Source organism: Candidatus Oleimmundimicrobium sp. (assembly GCF_030651595.1).
Classification (GTDB): domain Bacteria; phylum Actinomycetota; class Aquicultoria; order UBA3085; family Oleimmundimicrobiaceae; genus JAUSCH01.
In genome coordinates, this window is record NZ_JAUSCH010000056.1 from 1 (window position 1) to 24,214 (window position 24,214).

Consider the following 24,214-nt stretch of genomic DNA (forward strand, 5'->3'; position numbering starts at 1 on the left):
GGAAGAATTACCTCCATTTCACCTTTTAGATTTTTCTGAAAAAACTCAGGTTTTTCGGTATGAACTGGAATTAAATATTTAGGGTTTATTGTTCTAATGAGTTCAAGTAGTTGGGGCCCGATGATATGACCTGAAGCGTGAAATCCCTTTTCGCCTTTTTCCGGGTCTCCAACCAGAGTTAAGTTGAAATAATCTAACCAATTTCTTAATCTATCAAAGCTTATAGCCATCTCCTCGTTAAAAGCCTCACAGGTTGAATAGATATAAATACTTCCTTCTTTAGGCATAAGGTCCGGAAGCTCGTTTATATCCCAAAAACTCATACAGACAATATAATCATCTTGGTTCTGCCTGATATCCTTGGGAGCAACTAATTTATCGGAAAATTGCTTAAGTATCTCCCGCTCCCACTTATTGATGCTTCCTTTAATTTTGTCATATAAACAACAAACGGGGTCGGTAGAAAACTCTTTAATGCTGGGGTCAATAAGCCGCATTGATTCCAGAAAATAAATATCTTTGGCGAGTAAAACAAGCTTCCTCCCCGTTTCTTCCGCCACTTTTCGAAAGGTTAAAAGACGCTCGATATTGCGCGGGCCGAAGTCTGCAATCACCAAGTTTTTCGTCCTTTTTACCGCCTCCAAGCTATTTTTGTATATTTCTTCCTCAGAAGTCATAACATCTTCATCAATATTTGTCCCCTCGCAGATTAGAGCAAGTGGTTTAAGTTGAGCCACTTTTTCCATAAATTCGCGAGTGGTATAACCCCTTCCCCCGTGTAGCCGCAAATCCCCAGTATAAACAACCCAACCGGCAGAAGTCTCAATTGCAATGGCCGCAGCCCCCCAAAGTGAGTGGTCAACTGGAAACCCCTTTACATTTAAATTTTTAATGCGATTTTTAAACTCAAGAGGCATATAGTTGAGCTCTCTGCTTGTTGAAGTTGTTTCCCAAAAAATTTTTGCTTCAGAAGAAAGTTCATCCCCATAAAGTAATTTAAACGGCCTTTGCCTTGAGGACTCTTGCCTATAATTTGTCGATTTTATGCAACCGTCTTCACATTTTTTCGGAACAAGGTAAGAAACTTCACTCTCAAAACCCGTCTTCCCGCTATCCTGGATAGCTTTGGCCAGAAAAGCAGTCATGGGACTGCAAAAAATGGGAATATCCGGTTTTAAGAAGGAAATGTATCCAGAATGGTCAAGATGAGCATGAGAAAGAAAAACACCGTCTAACTCAAGATTTCTCACTTGTTTGGTTTTAGAGACAAACTGCCAGCCTGCTTCTTCGGGTAATTCAAAATCAGAGCGATAAATTCCCTTAAGTGGAGGAAGAAGCCCCATAACCAAGGGGTCTAAAAGCCCTCGAACTCCCCGGGGACATAAAAACTCCTCGTAAAATAGGGATTTTCTTCCATAAGAGATACCAAAATCCAAAAATACGGAAGTATCCTCCGCCTCAAGGAGTATCTTGTTCCCGCCTATTTCGTTTACACCGCCATAAAGTGTGAGGTTTATCATTCTCCTTAATTATTTCAGCAAAACAAGATTTTATCCTTCATTAGCGGATAGAGTCTCCGGGTTGGAAATAGATAATTAGTTGTACTCTTCCTAAACAGCGCTGGTGCGGAAGCGCCATATGGCTATGATACCAAAAACAACAGCAAAACCAATTAGAGCTAACATCTCCGGAATCACGGCATTGAACTCAGCGCCGAAAAGTATCAGTTTATTAAAACCAGTTGTTGCCCAGCCGTGAGGAGTTATCTTAGCTAACGCCTGCATCCACTTCGGGGTGATGAACAGCGGCCACCAGCAACCACCGAGGGGTGCCAATACAAGCGAGGTAAGAACGGCAATGGAATCGGCACTTCGCTCGGTCTTAACCAAAGTGGCAAGCATGATGCTGAAGGCCGAGGACATAATCACCATGAGAACAGAAAGGATGATGACAGCGGCAGGAGCAAGCCCTATGTCAACGTGGAGCACTAAAATACCCACCGTCCAGAATATAAATATCTGAATCAATCCCTTGGCCGCCGTGCCAGCAAATATTCCACCTATTATCGACTCTCTACTTGCTGAACCGGTTAACAATCTTTCCATGGTGTTATTCTGACGCTCTCGAACTATCATTGTGGCCGAAAGAGCAGCAGCGAAAAAGACGAACATCACCAGATAGCCGGGAACAGTATAGTCGTTAACGTTAAACGGCTCAACCTCTCCAACCTTCTCCACTCCAAAATCGATGAAGGTATCTTCAAGTACAGTGTCCTGTTGAATTAAAAAAGGCTGTTGAAAAGCTTGACCTATATTGGCCATATCACCAGAAGCGGACATTTGCTCCTCAATCAATAGCCCTATGGAAGCATTGGTGACCACCTGCTGCGAACCAACTCGAGAGCCGATGACCTGAGCCAATCCGTTAAGTGCCGCTATGGTATTTACGGCCTCCGCGTCGGCCACCACTTCGAGCTGTGCGCCGTAACCCATCATTAAACCTTCGGTAAAATTTTTTGGAAAGGACAAAAATCCATCTAACTTTTTATCTTCAACTTTCTGGTGGGCCTTGTTGTAATCTTTTTCCCAGACAATCTCTGGCTCGCCGGGCTTAAGTTTTGCTTCGTCTTGGGTTTCCATCGCTTCAATTATCTGATGGCTTATGCCACCCTTTGCTTCTTGAGTGGCCAAGTGAAGTACCAATCTTTCATCTTCGGCTCCTACACCGCTTTGCATGAAATTAAACATGATTATGAAGAGAAAAGGAAAGAGCACAAAGAAAAACAAGACCAGGCGGTCCGTGAAAAAGAGCTTTATATCTTTCTTTGCGATTAACCAAACATATCTCAATTGTCCCATGTTTTTACCTTCCTTCAGGCATGGCCTTAAAAAGTATCCGGCTAAGGATTAACCCCACCACGATAACGCCACCCATGACACTAAGCTCAAGACCGATATCGGAAAGAGAACCTCCTTGGGCTATTATTGTTTTGAAGGCATCATTTGCGTAGGTATTTATGGATATCTTGCTTAGAGCGTAAAGTTTTGAAGCTTCAGGGATTTCAAAAAAGGTGCCCCCCAGCATGACCATAGCCATGGTAATAGAGACGGCAATCCAGATGGCCTGGTCTGGAGAGCGAGCCATCGAACCTATGATGAGCCCCAGTGTGCTCACCGCCGCCGAAAAAATGAGAGCTAAAACTAAGGCTTGAATAAACGAGAGTGGGGTAAAGATTTGAAAAACGATATAAGAGAGTGTAAGCAAAATGAATGTTTGTATAAAACCACGTAAGACATTGGCCAAAAACTTGCCCGTAAAGAGCTCCCCAACGCTCAGTCGGGTCGTAAGCAACCTTTCCAGGGTCCCTTTTTTGCGCTCATCTACCAAGGCTTGAGCGGTCAGGGTTATGGAGAATAGAACAAACATGGTAATGATACCAGGTAAAAACTGATTGACGGGGTCGGGCTCATCGCCCACTGTTTCCTTCACAACACCCACGATGGGATGCTCGCGTTCCCTCTCCAAAAAGCTCTCGGTGACAGTCTCAATTTGACTTTTTGAAATATCGCTATTAGCTAGAGCATTTTTAACTTGCTTCTTAACCTGAAATTCCTGGTTTATCTCCTCGGCCACCCCGCGAATTAAGCTGGCCACAATCTGACCTTCTTGACCGCCGTTTCCTCTTTGTTTAAAGAGTAATTGTGCCTGCTCACCGGAGACGAGCTTATCAGAGAAGTCCTCGGGTATATAGAACACCATCAGCAAGTCGGATCTTTTAAGTTTGGTGTCAGCCTCAGAGAAAGAAAGATATTCAATATCGAGGTTTTCGAGCTCTTCCAACCGCTCCAGAAGTATTTTAGAATATTCGCCACCTTCATCTTCGTTTACAATATGGGCGGTTCCGTGAAACATTGTTAGTCCGCCGAAGGCGCCATACATCAGGGCAAAGATAATTATGGGCAATAGCAAGCTAAAGGCCAGGTCGGCCTTGTCCTGTAAGTAGGAGCGAACCTCTCGAACGGCTACCAAAAATGCTCTAATCATGTCGTCCTTAATCCCGAATGCTTCGACCGGTTAAATTCAAGAAAACATCTTCCAGGGTCACCTGTTCAGGCGAGCCGATTTCGCTCTTAAGTTCATCGGGGGTGCCCAGTCTGATTATCTCGCCACCATCCATGATGGCTATGCGGTTACAAAGCCGATCGGCTTCTTCCATGTAGTGGGTAGTGTAGAGGATGGTTATTCCATTGTTCCGTAAGCCCTCGATGGTTTCGTAGATGTTGTTCCGCGATTGGGGGTCTATGCCCACCGTGGGTTCATCTAAAAAGAGGAACCGGGGGTGGCCCATCAGAGATATGGCCATGTTGATGCGTCGCTTCATCCCCCCTGAAAATTTTTTTATCTTTCCCTTGGCCCTCTCCGTCAGTCCCACGAGTTCAAGATTGGCAACAGCTTGGGTTTTTGCTTCTTTGGCGTTTAATCCGGCCATTCTTCCAAAAAAGATCAAGTTATCGAGAGCGGAAAGGTCTTCATAGAGAGCCAGCTCTTGAGGGCAAACGCCGATTAAATTGCGAGCTTCGTTTCCATTATGCCGAATAGAATAATCACCAATTGTCGCGTCTCCATGGTCTGGCTCAAGAACCGTAGACAACATGCGTATGGTCGTAGTTTTACCAGCGCCATTGGGGCCCAATAAGCCAAAAATCTCGCCCTTGTGGATGGAAAAAGAGACACCATTAACAGCCTTTGTATCGTTAAAACTTTTATAGAGATTCTCTGCTACCAGAAATGCCTCAGCCATAACTTTTGCCCCCTAATTTTTCTAGCTATGATTTAAAGCTGCCACATTAGCTTAATATTATATGTCTTGTGTCCAGGACTGACAATATAAACGTCTATTAAAGACATGCGGACAACCATCGATGGTTTTATTTTAAAGGTCAAATATCTAACAAACCTGTAGAAACCTTGCGATTTAAGACTTGAGTCCTCTTGCTTTCGCTTTGGTGAAATCTTCTCTAATCCAACTCACGATTGCACCCACACCAATTAGCGCAGGGAGACCGATGGTAAGCCAGAGAGGTGCAGAGCGTCACACGCACACGGCGGCAATTATTCCGGTTCAAAAAATAAGACTAATAACCCTCCCGAACCATTTCATAACATTCATCCCCTTATTTTTGACCTTTGTAAATATTGCTTTATAAATTTATTTTATCCCTACACTTAAAAATAAGCTATACATCCTTGACTTCTCTTTAGACTAAACCAACTTGCAAAATTACGAAAAAGCCAAAATCAAAATCCGAGGGGAAAATTGCCTGGCAAATAAAGTGAGGTTTATATCAAAAAACTTAAGAGATTAATGTGTAGGCTTCTTTCTTTTGAGTACTTCTTGCCAAAATGCTTTGTGTTGCTTTCCATCTTCGCCCACCACAGGCTCTTCACCAACTATTATAATTTCATCCTCTTCTTTTTTTACGAAGCACTCCTTAAATCCCCATCTTCTTTTATTTTCCGGAAGCCCTTCGCAATATTCCCACGAAATTCGACCCATCCCTTCGTAATCTTTATTCATCACCATAATCCCTTGCCATTCATATTTAATATTGCCTGCTTCGTCTCTATTCCAAGTAGTTATTTCAAGTATGTTATCCCTTATGTATTTAATTGTAGAATCACTTTGGGGTTCTGTGCCAACCACGAATCCATCCTGAGTTATATTTACTCCATATCCAATATATTCACCTGCAATAGGTCTGAACTTTTCCTCTATCACCTTTTTCATTCTCTTATCTTCCTGTTTGAGAAGCCATTTCTGAGCGATATAACCTCCAACAATAGACAAGATAGCTCCGAAAACAACCCACCCAAAAGTATCCATTTTAACACTCCTTCAAAGTTATTCCATCATCATAACCAGTCTGTTCACCAGTGCTAGACACCAGCTCAACCACTTCTCATTAAACGTTATTATCTTGAATCAAAAACCAATATGCAAATAAATCCTTTTCAAGCTCGTCAGAGTTATCAAACTTCTTTGAAACCATCTTCCAGAACCTATCGTTATGTTTTTTCTCAATCAGATGAGTGGCTTCGTGAAATATCACGTACTCTATCAAACCATCGGGCAGGTGTTTCATCAACGTATTTACAGTTAAATTTCTTCTTGTGCTGCAACTTGCCCACTTGGTTTTCATTCTTCGAAAGAAGATTTTATTGACCCTTACGCCTAGCTCTTCCGAAGCTTCTTCAATGTAAAAATGAACAAGGTCTCTCAATTCCTCGTCCGTTCTATCAATAATTTCTTTATTTGATGAATTCTTCAAACACTCCTCGATAAACACCTTTTTCCGACGAACCCAAACCTTATGTTTCTCTAAAACTGTGTCAGGATTACGGTCAAAAGGTAATACGAGTAAAAGTTCTCCCGTTCTAAATTCCAGTCGAGGATGCTTTACATTCCTATAAGAGACCTCGTGTGCCATATTATGAAGCTCCATAGTTTTCCACGCTCTCAATTAGTTTCCCGTACAAATTGTCCATCTCTTCCAAAGATAATTTGTACTTCCTCTTTAATCCCCTGACAAATCGCCTAACTTCCCTTTCCACTTCTTTCTTAATTGTCGTTTGTCCAATCCAGCCGGGGAACATACGCCTTTCCAACAAACCCGATAAGCTCTTCATTTCCCCAACCAATTCATCGCCTTCGCCCAGTTTCTCCTCAAGAATAAGCAACATTGAGTACTCAAGGTTTGAGAAGTCTAAAGTTCTTTGCCTTGCTGAAAGAGCACTCACATCATTTACTATCTCCGCACCCTCTTTGTATATTCTTTCGTAATCTTTGGTCTTCTCGTTCCAGAGTTCAAGAAGTCTCTCCACTCTCTCGGCTAAAGATTCGTAGATTGGACTCCTGTGTCTATCAACAAGAACCAGCTTATTGAGCGTAAAAAGTATATTGGCAGCCGCTTCTTTCTTGTCCTTAACCTTCTCTTCCAGTTTCTTAAGATAGTTTTCATCAAAAGTTATGGTCGGGAGCTCTCTATTGAGTTTTTCCACCTCGGTGGATTTATGAGCAAACTTTATTGTCTTTTCGTAAAACTTCTGCACATACTTTTCATAAGGAGGCTTCTGGATAACAACCTTCATGTAGTAGGTGTAAATTGCGGAAAGCCACTTATAATCTTCAAAATGTTCGAGTTTAACTTCGTCAGGACCAAGAAGCTCAAAAACTTTTCTTAATTGTCTGTACTTTTCCACAAACCTCTTTTCCTTCTCCTCGTCTGCAGTGAGTATCTCAATGGCCTTAAGTAAAGTTTCTCTTTCATATTTCCTCGACACTTCCTTAAATAACTCAAGGGTCTCCTTAATGAGAGTTACAAACTCTTCTCTTAATCCGTCATAACTTTGTAGCGCATCAGCAATATCCTCCTCGCTGTACATCTCCAAAGCTTTTTTAAACTCTTTCAAAACACCGACATAGTCGATTACGACACCTGCTTCCTTGAAGTCATTGAAGGGCCTGTTCGTTCTGGCAACCGCCTGAAGGAGACGATGTTCTTTTAACGGCTTATCGAGATACATCGTTTGCAAGATGGGGGCATCAAAGCCCGCGAGCAACATCTCGGTGACGATTAGGATTTTAGGGGATTCTTCCTCTTTAAACTTTTCAACCGCGTCTTTCCTAACATCCTTCAGATCCCTGTATCCATACCTCACCTTGGACTCGGCAACAAGTTCCTGAAGCACAGGTTCCTTTTCGCCTCTCTCCTCCATTGTCATCACAACTTCGGAGCATTCCCTGGACAGATGCTTATCTAATTCGCTCTTATAGAGGGCACATGCCTTTCTGCTCGGTGCTACTACCATGGCTTTAAACTTGCCGTCAACATTTTCTTTAAAATGCTTGGCAATATCTTCGGCTATCAACTTTATCCGCTCCGGGTTTTCGAGAAAAAGCTTTATGGCGTTTAGTTTTCTCTTTGTTTTTTCTTCTACGTCCTCCTTAATATGTTCGGGAAGCTCTTCTTCCGCCATTTCCAAAAAACCCTCAAGTAATTCTTTCTTTAAGTAAACCTTTTTTTCAAGCCGGGGCTGGTAAACAATCTTTACCGTAAAACCGTCCTCTATGGAGTCAGTTATGAAGTACTTGTCCAGATAAAGCTCTTTGGGAGGATAACTAAATTCGAGATAGGTGTCTCTGCCTCTCTTAGATATGGGGGTACCCGTTAAAGCATAGAAGAAGGCGCTTTTAAGGATAGCTTTCATTTGAACAGCCAGCATTCCATATTGAGTTCGGTGCCCTTCATCTATAAAGGCGACGACATTTTTGCGACTCATTATAGTTGTTTTGCTTTTTGATACTGCCGCAAGCTCCCTTTGTAATTCTTTGAGCTCTTCTGGCCTGAACTTGTGGATGAGAACGATGAAGACGCCCCGCTTGCCACGATAGTCATCGTAGCTTAAGACATTTTTAAGTTCGTCTATGGAGCCAATGATTTCAGGCTCCACAATGTCCATTGAGTTAAACTCTTTATAGAGTTGATCCTCAAGCTCAATCCTATCGACGATGAAGAAGATGGTGGGATTTTTAAGTGCGTTAGCATAATAGAGTTTGTTGGCTGCAAATATCATGGTGAGTGTTTTTCCACTTCCCTGCCAGTGCCAGATAAGCCCCTTGTTTTTTTCTTCTTTCCCTTCGAGGTTATCGAGAACTCTGTTTACCATCTTGTTTGCGGCCCTATACTGCATGTATCTGGTTACAACTTTAGTGGCATTACCAAACTCAATTCTAAAAAAGAGAAAGTGTTTGAGGATGTCCAAGAAGGTGTCTCGTGAAAGCATCTCAATGGTAGAGTCGATGGAATCTAAATCATTTTCTCGCCACTTGTTGGTTTTTACATCATCTTGCCAGGGGACAATGGGAAAATATTTCGCCTTGCTTTCAGCGGCGACACCAATCTGGACATATTTATAAAGTTCAGGAACGGTTTTCTCGTAGTCTTTTATCTGGCGGTAAGCATTGTGCCAACTCTCGGATATGCTCGTAGGGTTCTTACATTCTATATTTACCAGGGGAATCCCATTAACGTAAAGCACTACATCGGTTCTTATCCTCTCCCTGCCATCGTAATACACCTGCCGGGTGACAATAAACTCATTGTTCTCGATATTTTCATAATCAAAAAGTTGGATAGCTCTTAGAACCCTGTCTCTCTCAAACTTTACTGGAACGCCGAGCTTATATAAATTTAGGATGCGCTTAGCTCCTTCCATCCCTGTGCCCGCGAACTTCAGTTCATTTAAAACCTTATTTATCTCCTCATCTCCAACATCGAGTTTTTCGTTTATCTTCTCGATTGCCCTAATGAGATTAGGTACTAATAAAGGTTCTTGATAGCTCTCGCGCTCAAGTTCCTCAGCGGGGACAAACTTCCAGCCCTTCTCTTGAAGTTTCTGAACTATATAATCTTCAACTAAAATTTTCTCATCAAAAGCCATCTTGAGCTCCTACTTTTACTCGTTTTTGGCCTGTAAGCAAATCATTCATTAACCCCTTTTTAACTCTTTCAAGCTTTTCCTTCTTCTTCCTGAGAAGTTCTAATCTATTGTCAACAGTGCCCAGAATCTCAGCGATTTTCTTTTGTTCAAATAAGGTTGGAAGCGAAATAAGCATCATATTAACAACACTTTTTGTTACATGCTTAAGCCCTGCTCCTCCATGTGCTTTCTTGATTAAGAAATCAAGTCTTTGGTTAATTGCTGCTATGAAGTAATTTTTAAAAAGATCGGGTGCTTTAAAAATAACTTTAAATATATGTTGATTTAAAACAGCCTTTCGGCCCATCCATTTATGCACACCAAAAGAAGTCCCTGGTGTTCCAGACCACGCTAGCAATATCTCCTCTTTGTTAATTATGTACTTTTCAGCTACTTCAAAGTTACAGTAATTAAAGGGTTTCGATAGGTCGTTTAGATTTTGTATCCTAATTATGGGCAGACCAGCATCTGACCACTCTGTCGGCTTAAAAGCACGACCATTTATTAAATTAGCAATTTGCCCCACTTTTACTACTTTCCAGCTTGCTGGTATCCTCCCAATTTCTGTATCCTTAAATTCTTTGTGGCTGATGCCTCTGGTCAAAAGCTTTTGCATCAAGCCCTTTTTCAGCCGCTCGGTTTTCTCAATGGCTTGCTCTGTCTTCTCAATCCCCTCATCAACCGTCGAAAGAATCTCAGCAATTTTCTTTTGCTCGGGTTTAGAAGGAATTGAAATAACTTGACCATAAGCTATGTCTCTATTTAATCCTGGAGTTCCTGTTGCCATATTCAATTTTGAAAGATTTAGTGAACTTAACTTGTAGTACATCCAACTTAAGTCAGTACTATTGTCTTTCAATACAACGAAATAAGTTGTATCTATGGGCCAAAAATCATTATCAGTCCAACTTATCGCACCTATGGTACCCTTTCTACCTACGACTATCCCTGGCCTCTTTACTAGAAAATCGATGTGATAGCCAACAACACCATTTGAACCAAAGACAGGATATTTCCCCTTCTTTCTTTGAGTTTCTGTAAGCCCTTTACCGTATTCCAAGGAGATTTTATTTCCCAACTTCGCAACTTCCCAATCCTCGGGAATTTTGCCAATTGGCGTTTGTTTATGCTCATTCATTTTGTCACCCAATCCTACAAGGTTTATTTTCTAACTTAACTTCTTTCTTAGTCGTATATAATGATGAATTAACGTATAGTTGTCCCCCTAATAAATCTGCAATTATTTCCTTGCTTTCTTTAATTTCTCTGAGAAAATCGACCTGGAAACAATTCAATTCCCTACAGAAGTACAATTCTTTTTCATCTCCTCGCTTTACCATCTCTCTCAGAAAGGTTTCATAATTCTTAATTAGCGGTTGATGTCCTTTATCGCTTCCAATCCACAATGAGAATTCTACTTTTTCTAAAACTGCATCAAGGTAAGGTGATTTATTAATTATTTTTAGATATATACTTCCAGTAGGTATGTTTGAGCTTAATGAGAAAGAGATGGGATTGGTGCTTCGAACATCTATTAGAACATCATTTTTAAATTGACTTTCAGGATAAATCCTTTTTGCAATAAACGGCAAAAATTTGCTGGTTGTTTTAAATATTAACGACAAAACTAAATTATCAATCATTTTCCTTACTACTCCCTTTCCCATACTTAAAGGTCATTGGGACTTTTACCCTTCGAAAGTAATTCAAACTCTTTGATAAAAGTTTCAACCGCAATTTTTTTCATGTCTTTTAACCACTCAGGAGGTGATTTAATGAGATTTTTGCATCTTCCAATAATCTCTACTGGATTTAGAAAAGATTCAAGAGATTTTGGAGAAAGACACCATTTAACTTCTCCGACCCTATCCGTTAGTGTTTGCCTATATCCTTTAGAAAGAAACCCTTCAAGTAAATTCGCAAGATCTTGATCAGTCTCTATCGTTTTCGCTACCCATCTTTTCACAGCCTCCTCGCTTTCCCAATCTCTCCATCGATAGAGGACACCGGAAAAGTGCGGCAACTCCAGTAATCTGCCACCTGAGCTTGCCTCTTTGATTTTTTGTAAAGCTACTTCTTCCAATTCTCCTACATGCTGAAGACTCACGAGACATTCTTTTTCCGGGTCCTTCTCTTTAGCACCATATTTGCCATGTTGTTGCCCCAGAACTGCCACCTCGCCAACTATTACAGATACAGCTTGTCCGTCTCTAAATACCTTTTGCAAGATCTTGAATCTTTCTTCTTGTGAATCATACCGCTTTAGAAGTTGAAACATAATTCGTCCTATGCGGATATCATTCCCCCAACTGAATAAACCGCGGCCTTCATCTTCGAGCACGAGGAGTTTATCACCAACATCGAAAAGTGCCTGTAGGATTTCGGGTATCTGTTCCTTTGGTATATCTTTCTGGGTGAAGTCTTCTATTCTTTCGAGAAAAGCACTGACTCGTGTACTTCCATCAGGCCGATGTTGCTGTACCAACCCTAACAATTTGTTGCCAAAGGCCGTGCTTTCCTTGCCAAGCATGAGGATCGTTCGCATTTCAGAATAGGCAATCTCTCCTTCAGGAACTGCCAAACGAAAATAGACAGGAAAAATGTCAGAGCTACATATTCTTAATTGTCTTCTCCACTCCGAATCGCCGTGAATTGTATTTCCGAAGACATAATCTAATTTTGGAAAAATGCGGGCCAAGAGTTTCTTGACTGAGTCTCTATCGTTCTCGGGGAGCTGCTTAACCCATTCTTCGTGGAAGGCTTTAAGAGTATCTTTCGCATGTTGAGCTGCAACACCATAGGAGTCTACCTTGCCGGCAAACATGTCAGGATTAAAACGAATCAGATGGTAAACCTTAGTCACAAACAACCGCAGCGTCTCGATTGTAATGAAATCCACCGAGTTGACTTCGCCTTTGACTGGATGATAGTTTATTTTGAGAGTATTTGTTAGGAGTTTGATGCTTCGCACTGTGTTTATAAAATGGTCAATTCCATCCCAATAGACATTGGCAAAGTAGATTTGGTCAGCTAATTCTTCTGGAGTGTCCGCAAAAATAAGACCCAATTGTTCAAAAAGCCATTTTCGCAAGGCAGCCTTATCAGGTACTGGCAATTCGAAGGGAATTTGAACAATCTTCTCAAGATAAGCTTCACCAGGTATGCCTTGTGTTTCTTTTAACGCTTCTACAACAACCGATTTATCAAACGCTAATAGATATGTGCACCTTGGAAAGTCGGCAACAGCTTTTATTACTTTGAACAAATCTCTTATTTCATCTACAGTAAGCCTATCGATATCGTCTATAAGCACAAGAATGCGACGATTTTGTTTTCTTAGAAGGCACTTGATTTTTTCCCGTGCTTCCCAAGCTTTTTCTTCCTTGCCTATTTTTTTGAGAACAGCTGACAAAGTTTTTCCACCAAATTTACCTAGCCCAGTCGGTTCAGGTATTTCCGAAATAAGGTCAAAAAAGGTCGCGAGACTGCTAGCTATGCTTTCTAGCTTATTCTTCTGAAAAGTTTTGAGTAGCTCACGAAAAAACTGTACCAAGAGGTCCCCATGGCCAGAGAACCACCACGGATTAAATCTCATAATGATTGGCCTATTTTCCTCTGGCATTTGTGCGATATAGTGTAGGACGAAATTAAGACAAGTAGTCTTGCCAGTACCCCAATCACCATGAAGGGCAAACACAAGAGAATCCTCAGTCCTAATATTGCGAAGCGCTTCAGCTAAATTCCTAGCAAAAGGCGCGTAACCTAATCGGTCATCCTTCGGGTCCTCCAATGGAGTATCTACTAGAATCGCTTCGCTCAAATTTTGATTGTTTTGCGGCTTACTGAACTCTTCTGACACACTCAATCACTCTCCTGGTCCGCCTCAAGTTTATTTTTGTGTTAATGCGGAAACCCACAAAAAAAGCAAAATACTCTACTAGCCCAACCATCTTCTACCTTAATCTTGCGTTGACAACATGGGAGATCATATACTTTCATATCGTTAACTTCGGGAGATATCCAAGGTTCTTGTTGTTCCATCTCTTTGCCTTCAAACTGTACAGAAATCATGCCTGAACCATATTTCCGAGAAGTTCTTTTAAGTGGACGAATGAGATTTTCATTAACTATCTTTGCCATAATGTTTTTGGTTACAACACTGATGTAGGCAAGTTGTTCTTGTGTCCACCAGTTACCGCTGACTGCTGCCTGTCCACAATAAGGACAAGTAAATTCGACTTCTGAGTGTTCGTCTTCATCAAGATTTGTTGCTTCTTGTGTCTCAACCATGAAAGAGTCAAGTCCTTTCTGAGCAAGATCTGTTAACTCTTCTTTCTCTAGAAGTACCTTAAACTCTTTGCAGCAAAATGGACATTCTCGTCTGAAGTATCCGTTGTCATCAAGAGGAAATGGAAGGTTCATTTCAATATCGCTCATTTGACAACCGCTCCTTTTGTCTGGTTAAAGCGTCGAATAATTGTTGTTGAGAGAGTTGAGGCAGTGTTTATAGCAAGTTCTGCTATATTCTCTGAGACATCAGGCGGAAACTCGCCTTTTCCGTGAGCATCTCCCAATATATTCCTTAATCCACCCAAATGAGCTACAACACCTGATAAAGTGTTCATTAAGGTTAGGGTGGCTCCCGAGGAATCGAGTTTGTCAAAATTTAGAATACCACGTGTTGATTTCCAAAGGTCAGTGACCTGTTTGCTTCTAGGTAAGGACTTCCCCAATTTTTCATGACAAATGCGCATGGTGCTCTCAAGACATGCGATACTTCGAGTAACTGCATTTTCGAAATTACCATCCCGGATTGCTTCCCGAGCTTTTTCAATATCCTTATAAGCAGAATAAAAACCTTGAGCTTCAAACAATCCTCTGGCTGTAGAAATAATTTGCCTCGTTGTTTCTGCTGTAACTAAACCACAAGTACGGCAAAAATCTAAATCGGTTTCTCTTTTTCGAATCTTGCAAAAAAGAGATTCAACATTGAAAGATGCACCCCCTATGTAGGGATGGATGCGCACCTTTGGAAGGGCCGCGTCGCAGCCAACCTCTCTGAAAATCTGTCCAGCAGAGCAATTGAAACACATGGTCGGATTGACCTCGTTTGTAGTCTTATCGCCAGTTTGTCGTGCTGCTCGACATATTAGCGTGCCCATCCCAACTTGTTGTAAATGACAATCTATATTGTCATTTTCTTTCGGTTCTACAAATCCATCTGACATTTTGCAACCTCCAGATATCATTATTTATATACAACAATTAGAGCAAGCCTTTTATACACTCTATTTTGACAACCTTTTTGCCAATAAATTCTACTGTCTACCGTGTGCTGTCTACATTCAATAATCACGAACCTAATCACGAACCTAATCACGAACCTCCTCGGAAACTATTGTGCCAGGACATAACTTAAACTCCGCCCTTTGCCCTCCGATTTAATTACCTTTAAATCCACAAGTTTTCTGATTTCTTTCAATGCAGCACGATCCGAGATCTTAAACATCTCTCTTACGTCACGATTCGTTATTTTTCCGTTCTGATTTATAAATTCGATAATCCTCATCTGTCTTTCCGTTAATGCGATCTGTCCTTTCTCGGTTCGCTTTAATCTTTCAGCGCTAAGTCTCGCAACTCTTTCCCTCACAGCAGCAATGCTAACCTTAACCCCTTCGACAAAATACTCAAGCCAACCGGTTAAATCGAGAATCGTTTGGTCCACACTTTGTAATGCCCCGTAATATGATTGCCTGTCTGAATCGTAGTAGTCATCCAGACAGAAGAATTGCTTTGCGTCAAAGCCTTGCAGATAAAGAACCAAGGCAGCAAGAACACGAGCTGTTCTGCCGTTTCCATCTACAAAGGGGTGAATTCTGACAAATTCATAATGGGCTATACCGGCTTCAAGAACAGGGTCAAGTGTTTTTGCTTTAGGGGAGTCCAACCATTCAATGAGCGCCTTTATTAAACTCGGAACATCTTCATTCGAAGGCGGCCGAAAAGAGACTTCACCAGTTAATCTATTCCCCACCACGACATAACGGGTACGGTAAACCCCACAATCTGAAGGATTTTCCAACGTGTCTTGAGTTAATATTTTATGGATTTTTAAAACATTTTCCTCGGTAATATTCTTACCGTCGGTGAGTTTCTGAATGTTCTCCAAAACACCTAGATAGTTTAAAACTTCCTGTTTGTCCTTACGAGTTGCCATTACTTCGCGCCCATTAACCAGATCGCTCACCTGCTCCAAAGATAATCTGTTTCCTTCAATGGCGGTAGAGGAATGAGCGCAACGAATAATTGCCTCGCGACGGAGCGATACTTCCCATTTCGGAATAAACGGAGAATTCAAAACAAGTTCTCTCGCCGCAGCAATCTGTGTTAGATCATGTACAATCTTATCCGTGTAGCGAAACTTTGGCTTAAACATCGTTGCTCCCTTTTAGTTCTTCCAGATACCCTTCAATCTTGTTCTCAACCTCTGCAAGTTCGCCTTCCAAAATCTTTAATTCATCCCATTCTTTATCAACATCAATTTCCTCGATTTCTTCCTCAGGAAAAACATAGAGAGTAACGTTTAGATTGTAATCATTTTCCTTAATTTCCTCCAAGCTAACAACCCTTGAAAAACCATCGCCATCTGAAAATTCTCTATAAGCTTCAACGATATTTTTAATATGTTTATCCCCCAAGCGGTTCAGTTTTCTAACATCCGGATGCTGTTCGTATTCATTGCTGGCATTGATAAAGAGAATTTTTTCTTTGCGGTCGGTAGGCTTGTTCTTGTTGAGAATCATTACGGCTCCTGGTGCGCCTGTGTTATAAAAGAGTTTTTCGGGCAAAAGGATGAGGGCTTCTATGTAGTCCGCATTGAGCGCCGCCATTCGAATCGCCTTTTCTTTGCCGCCCCTAAAAAGGGAACCATTATCGATAACCACCCCGACCCTGCCAGTATCATCCTTGGTAGAAGATACCATGTGCTGTATCCAGGCCCAGTCGGCCGATTGTTTGGGAGTAAACCCTAAGCGATATCTCTCTCTCCAGAACTCTCCCTTTTTGAGGGTTTCCTCAGGATAGCCGTCTTGATTCCAAGGAGGATTGGCGATAACCACGTTAAACTTCTTAAAATCTTCGCCCTCCTTAAATTTGGGATAAAGAAGCGTATCGCCCAGAGTAACTTGGGCATTTCTGATGTCGTGAATGTAGAGATTCATCTTGGCCAGAGCAAGCGTTTTGTGATTTGCTTCCTGACCAAAAAGAAAGAGCTTATCGGCGTCGCCGTTACCCTGCTCGTCTTCAACATGTTGGTAAGCGCTTATGAGCATACCTCCTGAGCCGCACGCTGGGTCATAAACACTTTCATCGGCCTTTGGATCAAGAATCTCCACGATGAGCTTGATGACCTCTCTCGCCGTATAAACCTCTCCCTCCTTCGCTTTCTGTGGCGCAAAGTAGCTTAAAATCCACTCATAGGCATCGCCGAGGATATCAGGAGACACATGCTGAAGAGTTCTGGCGCTAAAGAGCTCGACGAGCTGTCTTAAAATCTCGGCATTTTCTCTGTTGGTTGTGAATTGAACGAAATCGACATTTTCAAAAACATCCCTAAGCTCAGGGTTTCTCTCAGCCAGAGCCTTCATGGCCTTTGAAAAGTTTTCGGGGAGTCTGGCCGGCTCTTTTCTGATGTTTTCCCAGAGAAATTCGTCCGGCAAATCAAAATCGTGATAGATTGAGTTTTTGGCTTCTTCTTTAGCTTCTTCTTCGGTGAGTCCGTCCTCAAGCGCTTCTTTGCGCGCCTGCCCAAACTCCAATTCCCACTTGTCGCTAATTCGTTTATAAAAAAGAAGAACAAGGATGAAAGTGTAATCAACCCTTGTTCTTATAAGGTCAGCTGCTTTTTTTAAGAGTCCTTCGAGGTCGCCCCTGGTAAGCTTATTTGTCTTAATTGATAAGGTTTCGGTTATGAATTCTTCTTTTCCTTTGAGTTTATAAATCCTCTTTCGGGCATCGGTGGGATCGAAACTTGCCTTAAGCCATCCCCTTTTTCGAAGCTCCGAGAGAATTACGTTAACTTGGTCCTCGCTTTCTTCAATCTTTTCTTTTAAGATATTTGCAGCATCTTCGAACCTGAAATCGGAGGTCTTGTAGGCTTCCCACAAGATTTTGTATCTTTTATCGAGCCACTTTGGTATCATAATATAATACTCCTTGCTGTTATTAGAAAAGTTATTTATTTTATACTTAGGTATTTTAGAGCACCGGCTTACTTCTGTCAATACTTTTTTGGGGAAATTCAACTATCAGCCATAAGCTATAAGCCATCTACCAATTGCCATATCATTCAAAGGCAGCTACCAGCTTCCAACCATCATCCTCCAGGAAAATCAAAAATATAAGCTTATCATTAGTCTTTAGAACCCGGGTGGGTTGTCCGTAGGCGACTCACCTTCGACACTTCGTCGGGCAAACCGGTGATTTAGAGTACTAAAAAAGCCCCACAAAATTTCTGCGGGACTTTTCAATTCTATAAATGGAGCCGGCGATGGGATTCGAACCCGCGACCTGCTGCTTACAAGGCAGCTGCTCTGCCACTGAGCTACACCGGCTCAGCTCTCTGCTTAAACCTTTTAGGACATTTTAATGAATAACTTGATGTCTTAAACTCAATTCAATTTTCCGCTTTACTCGTTGTAAGGCATTATCGACAGACTTTACATGCCTGCCCAGCTTATCAGCTATCTCTTGGTATGGCCTTCCTTCAATATAAAACTTAACAACCCTCGCTTCATAATCACTCAATATCTCATCGAAGCTTTCATGCATATTTTTGAGCTCTTCGCCATTTATCACTAAATCAATTGGGTCTAAATCATGATTGCCCTGTATAGTATCTTCCAAAGTTCGCTCAGATTCCTCTTCATAGTAAGCTGGTCTATTAAATGAAATATATGAATTTAAAGGAATATGTTTTTGCCTGGTGGCAGTCTTTATAGCGGTTATCATCTGCCTTGTTATACAAAGCTCCGCAAAAGCCTTAAAGGATGTTTGCCTATCATCACAGTAATCCCTGATTGCCTTGTAAAGCCCAATCATTCCTTCTTGAATAAGATCTTCTTTATCAGCCCCAATTAAAAAATAAGAACGAGCTTTAATTTTAACAAAAATCTTGTACTTGCCAAGAACATATTCCAACGCTGCTTTGTCACCGTTCTTCGCGGCGATTACCACATCTGATTCTTTAAAATTCCCAAATGGCAAAGACTCTTTTCTTTGAATTTGTTTAATCTTAGATGTATTAGATGACGTTGATAATTCAGTTGTTGCAGATTCAACAACCAAAGACGTAATTAATTTAGTATCTAAGTGCAAAGGATATCGCCTCCAACATTTTTTGAAATGCTAACTCCAAGCGCTGGTTTATCCCTATAAAAAATAAGCTCACGAACCGAAAAAATTATATAGGATAAAAATTTGATAATCAAGGATTATGAATTAACCGCCTAAGAGATTTTTTTACCTTCTCATCAAGACGATCCTCCAAAAAAAATTTCTTTTTGGGGCCCACTTCTTTTGCTCCAAAAAAATCCACCTTAGACTCGACAATATCTGCAACCATTTCTCCGGGCGTCTTACGCAAAACCCCGTCACTAAACACAGTTTTTTGTTGGTCATAATCGGCGGTTACAACCGTCACTCTTTTATCTCGCTTTGCTTCATAAGCAAACTTTTCGATAAAAGAATCAGCGCTCTGACCTTTTTTTGTGAAAAAAACATCAATTCCAAAAATATTTGCTCTTCTCTCAAAACCATCCCGGCCGCCAGAGGCATCAAACACGACTACCACATCACATTCTTCCACCGTACCATAATTTGCCAAATCCTCAATCAATTTCACTCTGGCTGTTTCTAAATCCCCCATAAGTTGCCTATATCTTGATTCTTGGTTTATGACGTTGTAACCATCAACAATTATAAGTTCTTTCATAAAATACCTCTTAAGTCAGTAGTTAACTAGGTGATTAGTTGGCTGGTTTGTTAGTTGGTTTTTTACTCTTTTAACCTTCAACTTTCCACTTTTAACTTTACCCTATACCCTTTACCCTCTTATCCTTTGTCTCCTGGCTTCACACATTAAAATAGCTCCGGCAACAGCAACATTTAAGGAATTTACTTTGCCAAACATGGGTATCTTAATAAGAAAATCACATTTTTCCAGCAAGAGCCGGGCAATCCCTTTGTCTTCTCCGCCCAAAACAATGCATAGTTTCCCGGCTAAATCAGCATCATAATATTTTTTTTCAGCTGAGGCGTCAGCTCCAAATATCCAAAAACCGTTCTCTTTTAACCTTTCAACTGCCTGCACTAAATTACTAACTTGAATTATCGAAACATGCTCAATAGCCCCCGCGGAAATCTTACAAACAACCGGAGTTATTCCCACCGAACGTTTTTTGGAAATGATAATTCCGTCAACTCCACAAGCTTCAGCTGAGCGAATGAGGGAACCAAAATTTTGAGGGTCGGTAACTTCATCCAGAATTAAAACCATTGCTTCAGAAGTTTTGTTAACTTTAGCCAAAAAATCTACAAGAGGCTGATACTCAAAATCTTCCGCATAAGCTATTATGCCCTGATGCGTTTCGATGTGTGAGTGAGACTCTATTTTCTCCTTCAGAACCACCTCAATGGGCACACCTTTTCTTTTTGCCAAAACTTTAATTTTTTTTATAACTTCGTTTTCTTTAATCCCCTTGGCTATAAATATCTTCTTTACTCTACGCCCGCCTCGCAAAAGTTCAAAAACCGGGTTGCGCCCTTCAATGATATCCACAAGTAAACATCTCCAATACTTAACCTTAGCCATCATCGCCCTTTAAAAATTACCTGACAACCTTGAGGGGTATCTTTTAATTCAAAACATTGGGCGTTAAGCTCATTTCGAATAATATCCGCCGTGACCCAGTCTTTTTCTTTTCGAGCTCTTTCCCTGCCCTCTATTAGAGCACTCAGTGCTTCATTCTTATCATTAAAAGTATGATTAAGAATCTTCTCGGCAATTTTAAGAATACTGTCCGGAAATTCATCGGCAGTTTTTTTTGCCCCAAGCTCAATGCCCAAAACTGATATAAGTTCAATTAACTTATCGCGTGCCTCTAATAACAAATCTTTGGCCCTCACGCTCAAATTCTTCTGGCTTTCCTCTAAAAAAAGATTCATTTCTTTCACAAACTCAAAAATAACTCCCAAAGCAGAAGCTGTGTTAAAATCGTCGTCCATTGCCTCAAAAAAATTGCCCTTAACATCTACAATAGTCTTTTCAAACTGTTTTACCTTTGACTCTTCATCACGACCCACTATGCTCGATTTTGCTAAATAATTAATATTGTAAACTGCAGTTTTCAGCCTTTCTAAGGCTGAAGCAACCGCCTCTAAATTTTCTTCACTGTAATTTATCGGACTCCGATAATGAGTGGAGATAAAGAACATTCTTAAAACATTTGGGTCGTATTTTTTTAAAATTTCCCTTACTAAAATCACGTTACCAAGTGACTTTGCCATCTTTTCTTCTTTGATATTAACAAACCCGTTGTGAAGCCAGTATTTAACAAAGGGCTCTTTACCCGTGCAAGCTTCGGCTTGAGCAATTTCGTTTTCATGGTGGGGGAATATTAAATCTTGCCCTCCCCCATGAATATCAAAACTTGCTCCAAGATACTTTGAGGACATTACTGAACACTCTATATGCCAACCAGGACGCCCTTCGCCCCACGGACTGTTCCAACTTGGCTCTCCTGGTTTTGCCGCCTTCCAAAGAGCAAAGTCCATCGGAGAGTGCTTTCTCGTATCTACATTTACTCTTTCGCCGGCTCTCATTTCATCGATTGCTCGACCAGATAATTTGCCGTAACCTTTAAACTTCTGAACCTCAAAGAAAACGTCCCCATCAACTTCATAGGCAAATCCTTTTTCAAGCAAACACTTAATTGCATCGATCATTTCTTTTATGTGTTCTGTTGCTCTTGGCTCAATTTGGGGCGGCTCATTTTTAAGGCCGTTCATATCTTCATGAAATGCCTTAACGTATTTCTCCGCGATTTCTTTAGTACTTAGCCCCTCTTCGTTTGCCCGGTTTATAATTTTGTCGTCCACATCAGTCAAATTACGAACATAGGTAACATTGTAATCTCTGTATTTTAAATAGCGATAGACGACATCAAAAGCCACATAACAGCGAGCGTTCCCTATATGTATGTAGTTATAAACAGTGGGTCCGCAAACATACATTGAAACTTTCCCTTTTTCGCGGGGGATAAATTCCTCTTTTTTTCTACTCAAAGTATTATAAATTTTAATGCTCACTATCTTTCCTCATCTCTCGAACCGACTGCTCAAGTTTATCAATCCGGTGGTGTAATGAGTTAAGGGTTTCCGCTACCGGATCAGGAAGACGCTCATGATGAAGATCTACGGTGGGAATACGCTTGCCCTCACTCCTGACAACCCTTCCCGGAACACCAACAACTGTGCTGTTTGGCGGGACAGAATTAATTACCACAGCTCCTCCGCCAATAACTGAATTATCATCGATGGTTATCGACCCTAAAACCGTAGCCCCAACTCCAATTACAACATTGTTACCAATTGTCGGATGACGCTTTCCTTTTTCTTTACCAATTCCACCTAAAGTAACTCCCTGATAAAGAGTAACATTATCGCCAATTTCAGTTGTTTCCCCAATAACTACACCCATTCCGTGATCGATGAAAAAACTTCTTCCAATTTTTGCCCCGGGATGGATTTCAACACCAGTTAAAAACCGACTCAGGTGCGAAATTAATCTGGCAATAAGTTTTAAATTTCTTAAGTAAAACCAGTGGGCAACCCTATGAAATCTTAAAGCGTGAAAACCAGGATAAGTTAAAAATATTTCCAAAACGCTTCGTGCCGCAGGGTCTCTATCTTTAACCGCCTGAATATCACCTTTTAAAGTGTTAAACAAGTTTTATTGCCTCCTCAATTCTTTCCAAACATTTTTCTTTCCCAAAAACCGAGATCACATAAAACAATTCAGGCCCGGATAGAGCCCCGGTAAGAGCTACCCGAATAGGATGATAAACTCCTTTCCCTTTGATACCATGTGATTTTAATTCACCCGCAACCTCTTTGAGAATTATTTTTGCCTTCTCAATATCAATTTCATTTGCCTTAGCTAAAACTTTCTTGAGTACCTCAAACACTTTTGGCACTTGCTCTTCCTTTAACACTTCTAAAGCATCTTTGCTATACTCTGGTTTATCTTCAAAAAAGAGTTTAGAACTTTCTTTTATATCCGAGAGAACAACAAGGTTCGTCTGAACCGCTTCCACAACTTTTTCAATCCAAGCAACTTTTTTAGCTGTTGGCTTAGCATTAATATATCCTGCTTCTTCAAGGTAAGGTAAGACTAAATAAGTTAACTCTTTGATAGACAATTTTCTTATGTGTTGGCCGTTAATCCATTTAAACTTCTCAATATCAAAAATAGCTGGACTTTTTGAAATCCTGTCGATTGAAAAAACTTGAACAAGCTCCTGAAGAGTAAAAATTTCTCTTCCATCACCCAATGACCAGCCAAGAAGGGCAAGACAATTAACAAGGGCGCTCGAAAGAAACCCCTGCCTACGATATTCTCCTATCGATGTTGCTCCGTGTCTTTTGCTAAGTTTTGCGTGATCTGGCCCCAAAGTCATCGAATTATGAGCAAATTTGGGAATCGGATAACCCAATGCTTCAAAGAGAAGAATGTGCCTTGCCGTATTTGCCAAATGGTCCTCACCTCTTATAACATGAGTTATCTTCATAGCCGCATCATCAACAACAACAGCAAAGTTAAAGCTTGCCATTCCATCAGAGCGAATTAGAATAAAATCTCCGATAATATTACTATCAAATTCGACATCCCCTTTGACCAAATCGTGAACCACAATTTTTCTTTTCGGAACCCTGAAACGTATAGTGGGTTTGCGACCTTCTGAAATCAAACTCTTTTCATCTTCAGAAGTTAAATTTCTACATTGTCCATCGTATTTCGGCATAACCCCCTGCTTAATTGCTTCTTCGCGTCTCTCTTCAAGTTCAATTTCAGTACAGTAACATCGATAAGCGAGCCCTTTTTTCAAAAGTTCGTCCGCGGCTTTTTTGTACAGTTCCCCTCGCTGGCTCTGATAATAAGGCCCGTATTTGCCACCTACCTCTGGCCCCTCATCCCAATTCAATCCCAACCAGCTAATATCTTCAATGATGGAACGCTCATACTCAACTGTTGAGCGACTGCGATCTGTATCCTCAATTCTCAATATAAAAACACCATTTTGACTCCGTGCAAAGAGCCAGTTAAATAAGACTGTCCTGGATGTCCCAATATGTAAATGCCCCGTGGGACTCGGAGCAAACCTTACTCGAATATCTTTCACAAACACACACTCCTTTTATAGTTGTCAGTTGACAGTCGTGAGTCGGTAGTTATTTGATTCCTTAGTTACATGACTACATGGTTTCTAAGTCACCATGTTTCTGTGTTTTATGTCCCTAACAACCATCAGCCATAAGCTGCTTTGCAGTTAATTGCAAAATTATTTTTCGTTTTAAAACTTTAAAATTTCCAATCTTCCTGCCTGCCGGTCGGCAC

Annotated in this window: 20 protein-coding genes and 1 tRNA gene; all 21 read right to left on the reverse strand. The window is 41.0% G+C overall.

Annotated features, from left to right (window positions below; genetic code table 11):
• Window positions 1-1,520: MBL fold metallo-hydrolase RNA specificity domain-containing protein (locus tag Q7U95_RS03560; RefSeq protein ID WP_308751896.1), on the reverse strand; the 1,520-nt coding region annotated here is incomplete at its 3' end.
• Window positions 1,521-1,610: 90 nt separating this feature from the next.
• Entirely contained in the window at window positions 1,611-2,858 is a 1,248-nt protein-coding gene (locus Q7U95_RS03565) for an ABC transporter permease (protein ID WP_308751898.1), read from the reverse strand.
• A 4-nt stretch (window positions 2,859-2,862) separates the two neighbouring features.
• A complete protein-coding gene (locus Q7U95_RS03570; RefSeq protein WP_308751900.1) occupies window positions 2,863-4,044 on the reverse strand; it encodes an ABC transporter permease in 1,182 nt (393 codons plus the stop codon).
• Between the two features lie 7 nt (window positions 4,045-4,051).
• Window positions 4,052-4,801: an ABC transporter ATP-binding protein gene (locus Q7U95_RS03575; protein WP_308751902.1), complete on the reverse strand. Its 750-nt coding sequence runs from the start codon at window positions 4,799-4,801 to the stop codon at window positions 4,052-4,054.
• 561 nt (window positions 4,802-5,362) lie between these two features.
• Complete coding sequence (locus Q7U95_RS03580) at window positions 5,363-5,884, reverse strand: hypothetical protein (RefSeq protein WP_308751904.1); 522 nt, start codon at window positions 5,882-5,884, stop codon at window positions 5,363-5,365.
• Between the two features lie 79 nt (window positions 5,885-5,963).
• Entirely contained in the window at window positions 5,964-6,488 is a 525-nt protein-coding gene (locus Q7U95_RS03585) for a M48 family metallopeptidase (protein ID WP_308751906.1), read from the reverse strand.
• Window position 6,489: 1 nt separating this feature from the next.
• Window positions 6,490-9,501, reverse strand: coding sequence for an HsdR family type I site-specific deoxyribonuclease (locus Q7U95_RS03590; protein WP_308751908.1), 3,012 nt, complete (start codon window positions 9,499-9,501; stop codon window positions 6,490-6,492).
• Window positions 9,491-10,678: a restriction endonuclease subunit S gene (locus Q7U95_RS03595; protein ID WP_308751910.1), complete on the reverse strand. Its 1,188-nt coding sequence runs from the start codon at window positions 10,676-10,678 to the stop codon at window positions 9,491-9,493. The genes Q7U95_RS03590 and Q7U95_RS03595 overlap by 11 nt, the downstream gene beginning before the upstream one ends.
• A gap of 4 nt (window positions 10,679-10,682) precedes the next feature.
• Window positions 10,683-11,183 (reverse strand): hypothetical protein, encoded by a 501-nt coding sequence (locus Q7U95_RS03600; RefSeq protein WP_308751911.1) that lies wholly within the window; start codon window positions 11,181-11,183, stop codon window positions 10,683-10,685.
• 26 nt (window positions 11,184-11,209) lie between these two features.
• Window positions 11,210-13,399 (reverse strand): P-loop NTPase fold protein, encoded by a 2,190-nt coding sequence (locus tag Q7U95_RS03605; RefSeq protein WP_308751963.1) that lies wholly within the window; start codon window positions 13,397-13,399, stop codon window positions 11,210-11,212.
• A 41-nt stretch (window positions 13,400-13,440) separates the two neighbouring features.
• Window positions 13,441-13,977: a hypothetical protein gene (locus Q7U95_RS03610; RefSeq protein WP_308751912.1), complete on the reverse strand. Its 537-nt coding sequence runs from the start codon at window positions 13,975-13,977 to the stop codon at window positions 13,441-13,443.
• Window positions 13,974-14,768, reverse strand: a complete 795-nt coding sequence (locus Q7U95_RS03615) for an abortive infection family protein (protein ID WP_308751914.1) — start codon at window positions 14,766-14,768, stop codon at window positions 13,974-13,976. The genes Q7U95_RS03610 and Q7U95_RS03615 overlap by 4 nt, the downstream gene beginning before the upstream one ends.
• 167 nt (window positions 14,769-14,935) lie before the next feature.
• Complete coding sequence (locus tag Q7U95_RS03620; RefSeq protein WP_308751915.1) at window positions 14,936-15,976, reverse strand: Fic family protein; 1,041 nt, start codon at window positions 15,974-15,976, stop codon at window positions 14,936-14,938.
• Window positions 15,969-17,741, reverse strand: a complete 1,773-nt coding sequence (locus Q7U95_RS03625) for a type I restriction-modification system subunit M (RefSeq protein ID WP_308751917.1) — start codon at window positions 17,739-17,741, stop codon at window positions 15,969-15,971. Before Q7U95_RS03625 ends, Q7U95_RS03620 begins: the two co-directional genes overlap by 8 nt.
• Before the next feature lie 336 nt (window positions 17,742-18,077).
• Window positions 18,078-18,152 (reverse strand) — tRNA-Thr (locus Q7U95_RS03630).
• Between the two features lie 31 nt (window positions 18,153-18,183).
• A complete protein-coding gene (gene sigH / locus Q7U95_RS03635; RefSeq protein ID WP_308751919.1) occupies window positions 18,184-18,915 on the reverse strand; it encodes an RNA polymerase sporulation sigma factor SigH in 732 nt (243 codons plus the stop codon).
• 109 nt (window positions 18,916-19,024) lie between these two features.
• Window positions 19,025-19,531: an NYN domain-containing protein gene (locus Q7U95_RS03640; RefSeq protein ID WP_308751921.1), complete on the reverse strand. Its 507-nt coding sequence runs from the start codon at window positions 19,529-19,531 to the stop codon at window positions 19,025-19,027.
• Window positions 19,532-19,642: 111 nt separating this feature from the next.
• Window positions 19,643-20,410 carry a 23S rRNA (guanosine(2251)-2'-O)-methyltransferase RlmB gene (gene rlmB / locus Q7U95_RS03645; protein ID WP_308751923.1) on the reverse strand — a complete coding sequence of 256 codons (768 nt, stop codon included), beginning with the start codon at window positions 20,408-20,410 and terminating at the stop codon, window positions 19,643-19,645.
• A complete protein-coding gene (cysS, locus tag Q7U95_RS03650) occupies window positions 20,410-21,906 on the reverse strand; it encodes a cysteine--tRNA ligase (protein WP_308751925.1) in 1,497 nt (498 codons plus the stop codon). Before cysS ends, rlmB begins: the two co-directional genes overlap by 1 nt.
• Window positions 21,896-22,546 carry a serine O-acetyltransferase gene (gene cysE, locus Q7U95_RS03655; protein ID WP_308751927.1) on the reverse strand — a complete coding sequence of 217 codons (651 nt, stop codon included), beginning with the start codon at window positions 22,544-22,546 and terminating at the stop codon, window positions 21,896-21,898. Before cysE ends, cysS begins: the two co-directional genes overlap by 11 nt.
• Complete coding sequence (gene gltX / locus Q7U95_RS03660; RefSeq protein ID WP_308751929.1) at window positions 22,539-23,999, reverse strand: glutamate--tRNA ligase; 1,461 nt, start codon at window positions 23,997-23,999, stop codon at window positions 22,539-22,541. The genes cysE and gltX overlap by 8 nt, the downstream gene beginning before the upstream one ends.
• Between the last annotated feature and the right edge of the window lie 215 nt (window positions 24,000-24,214).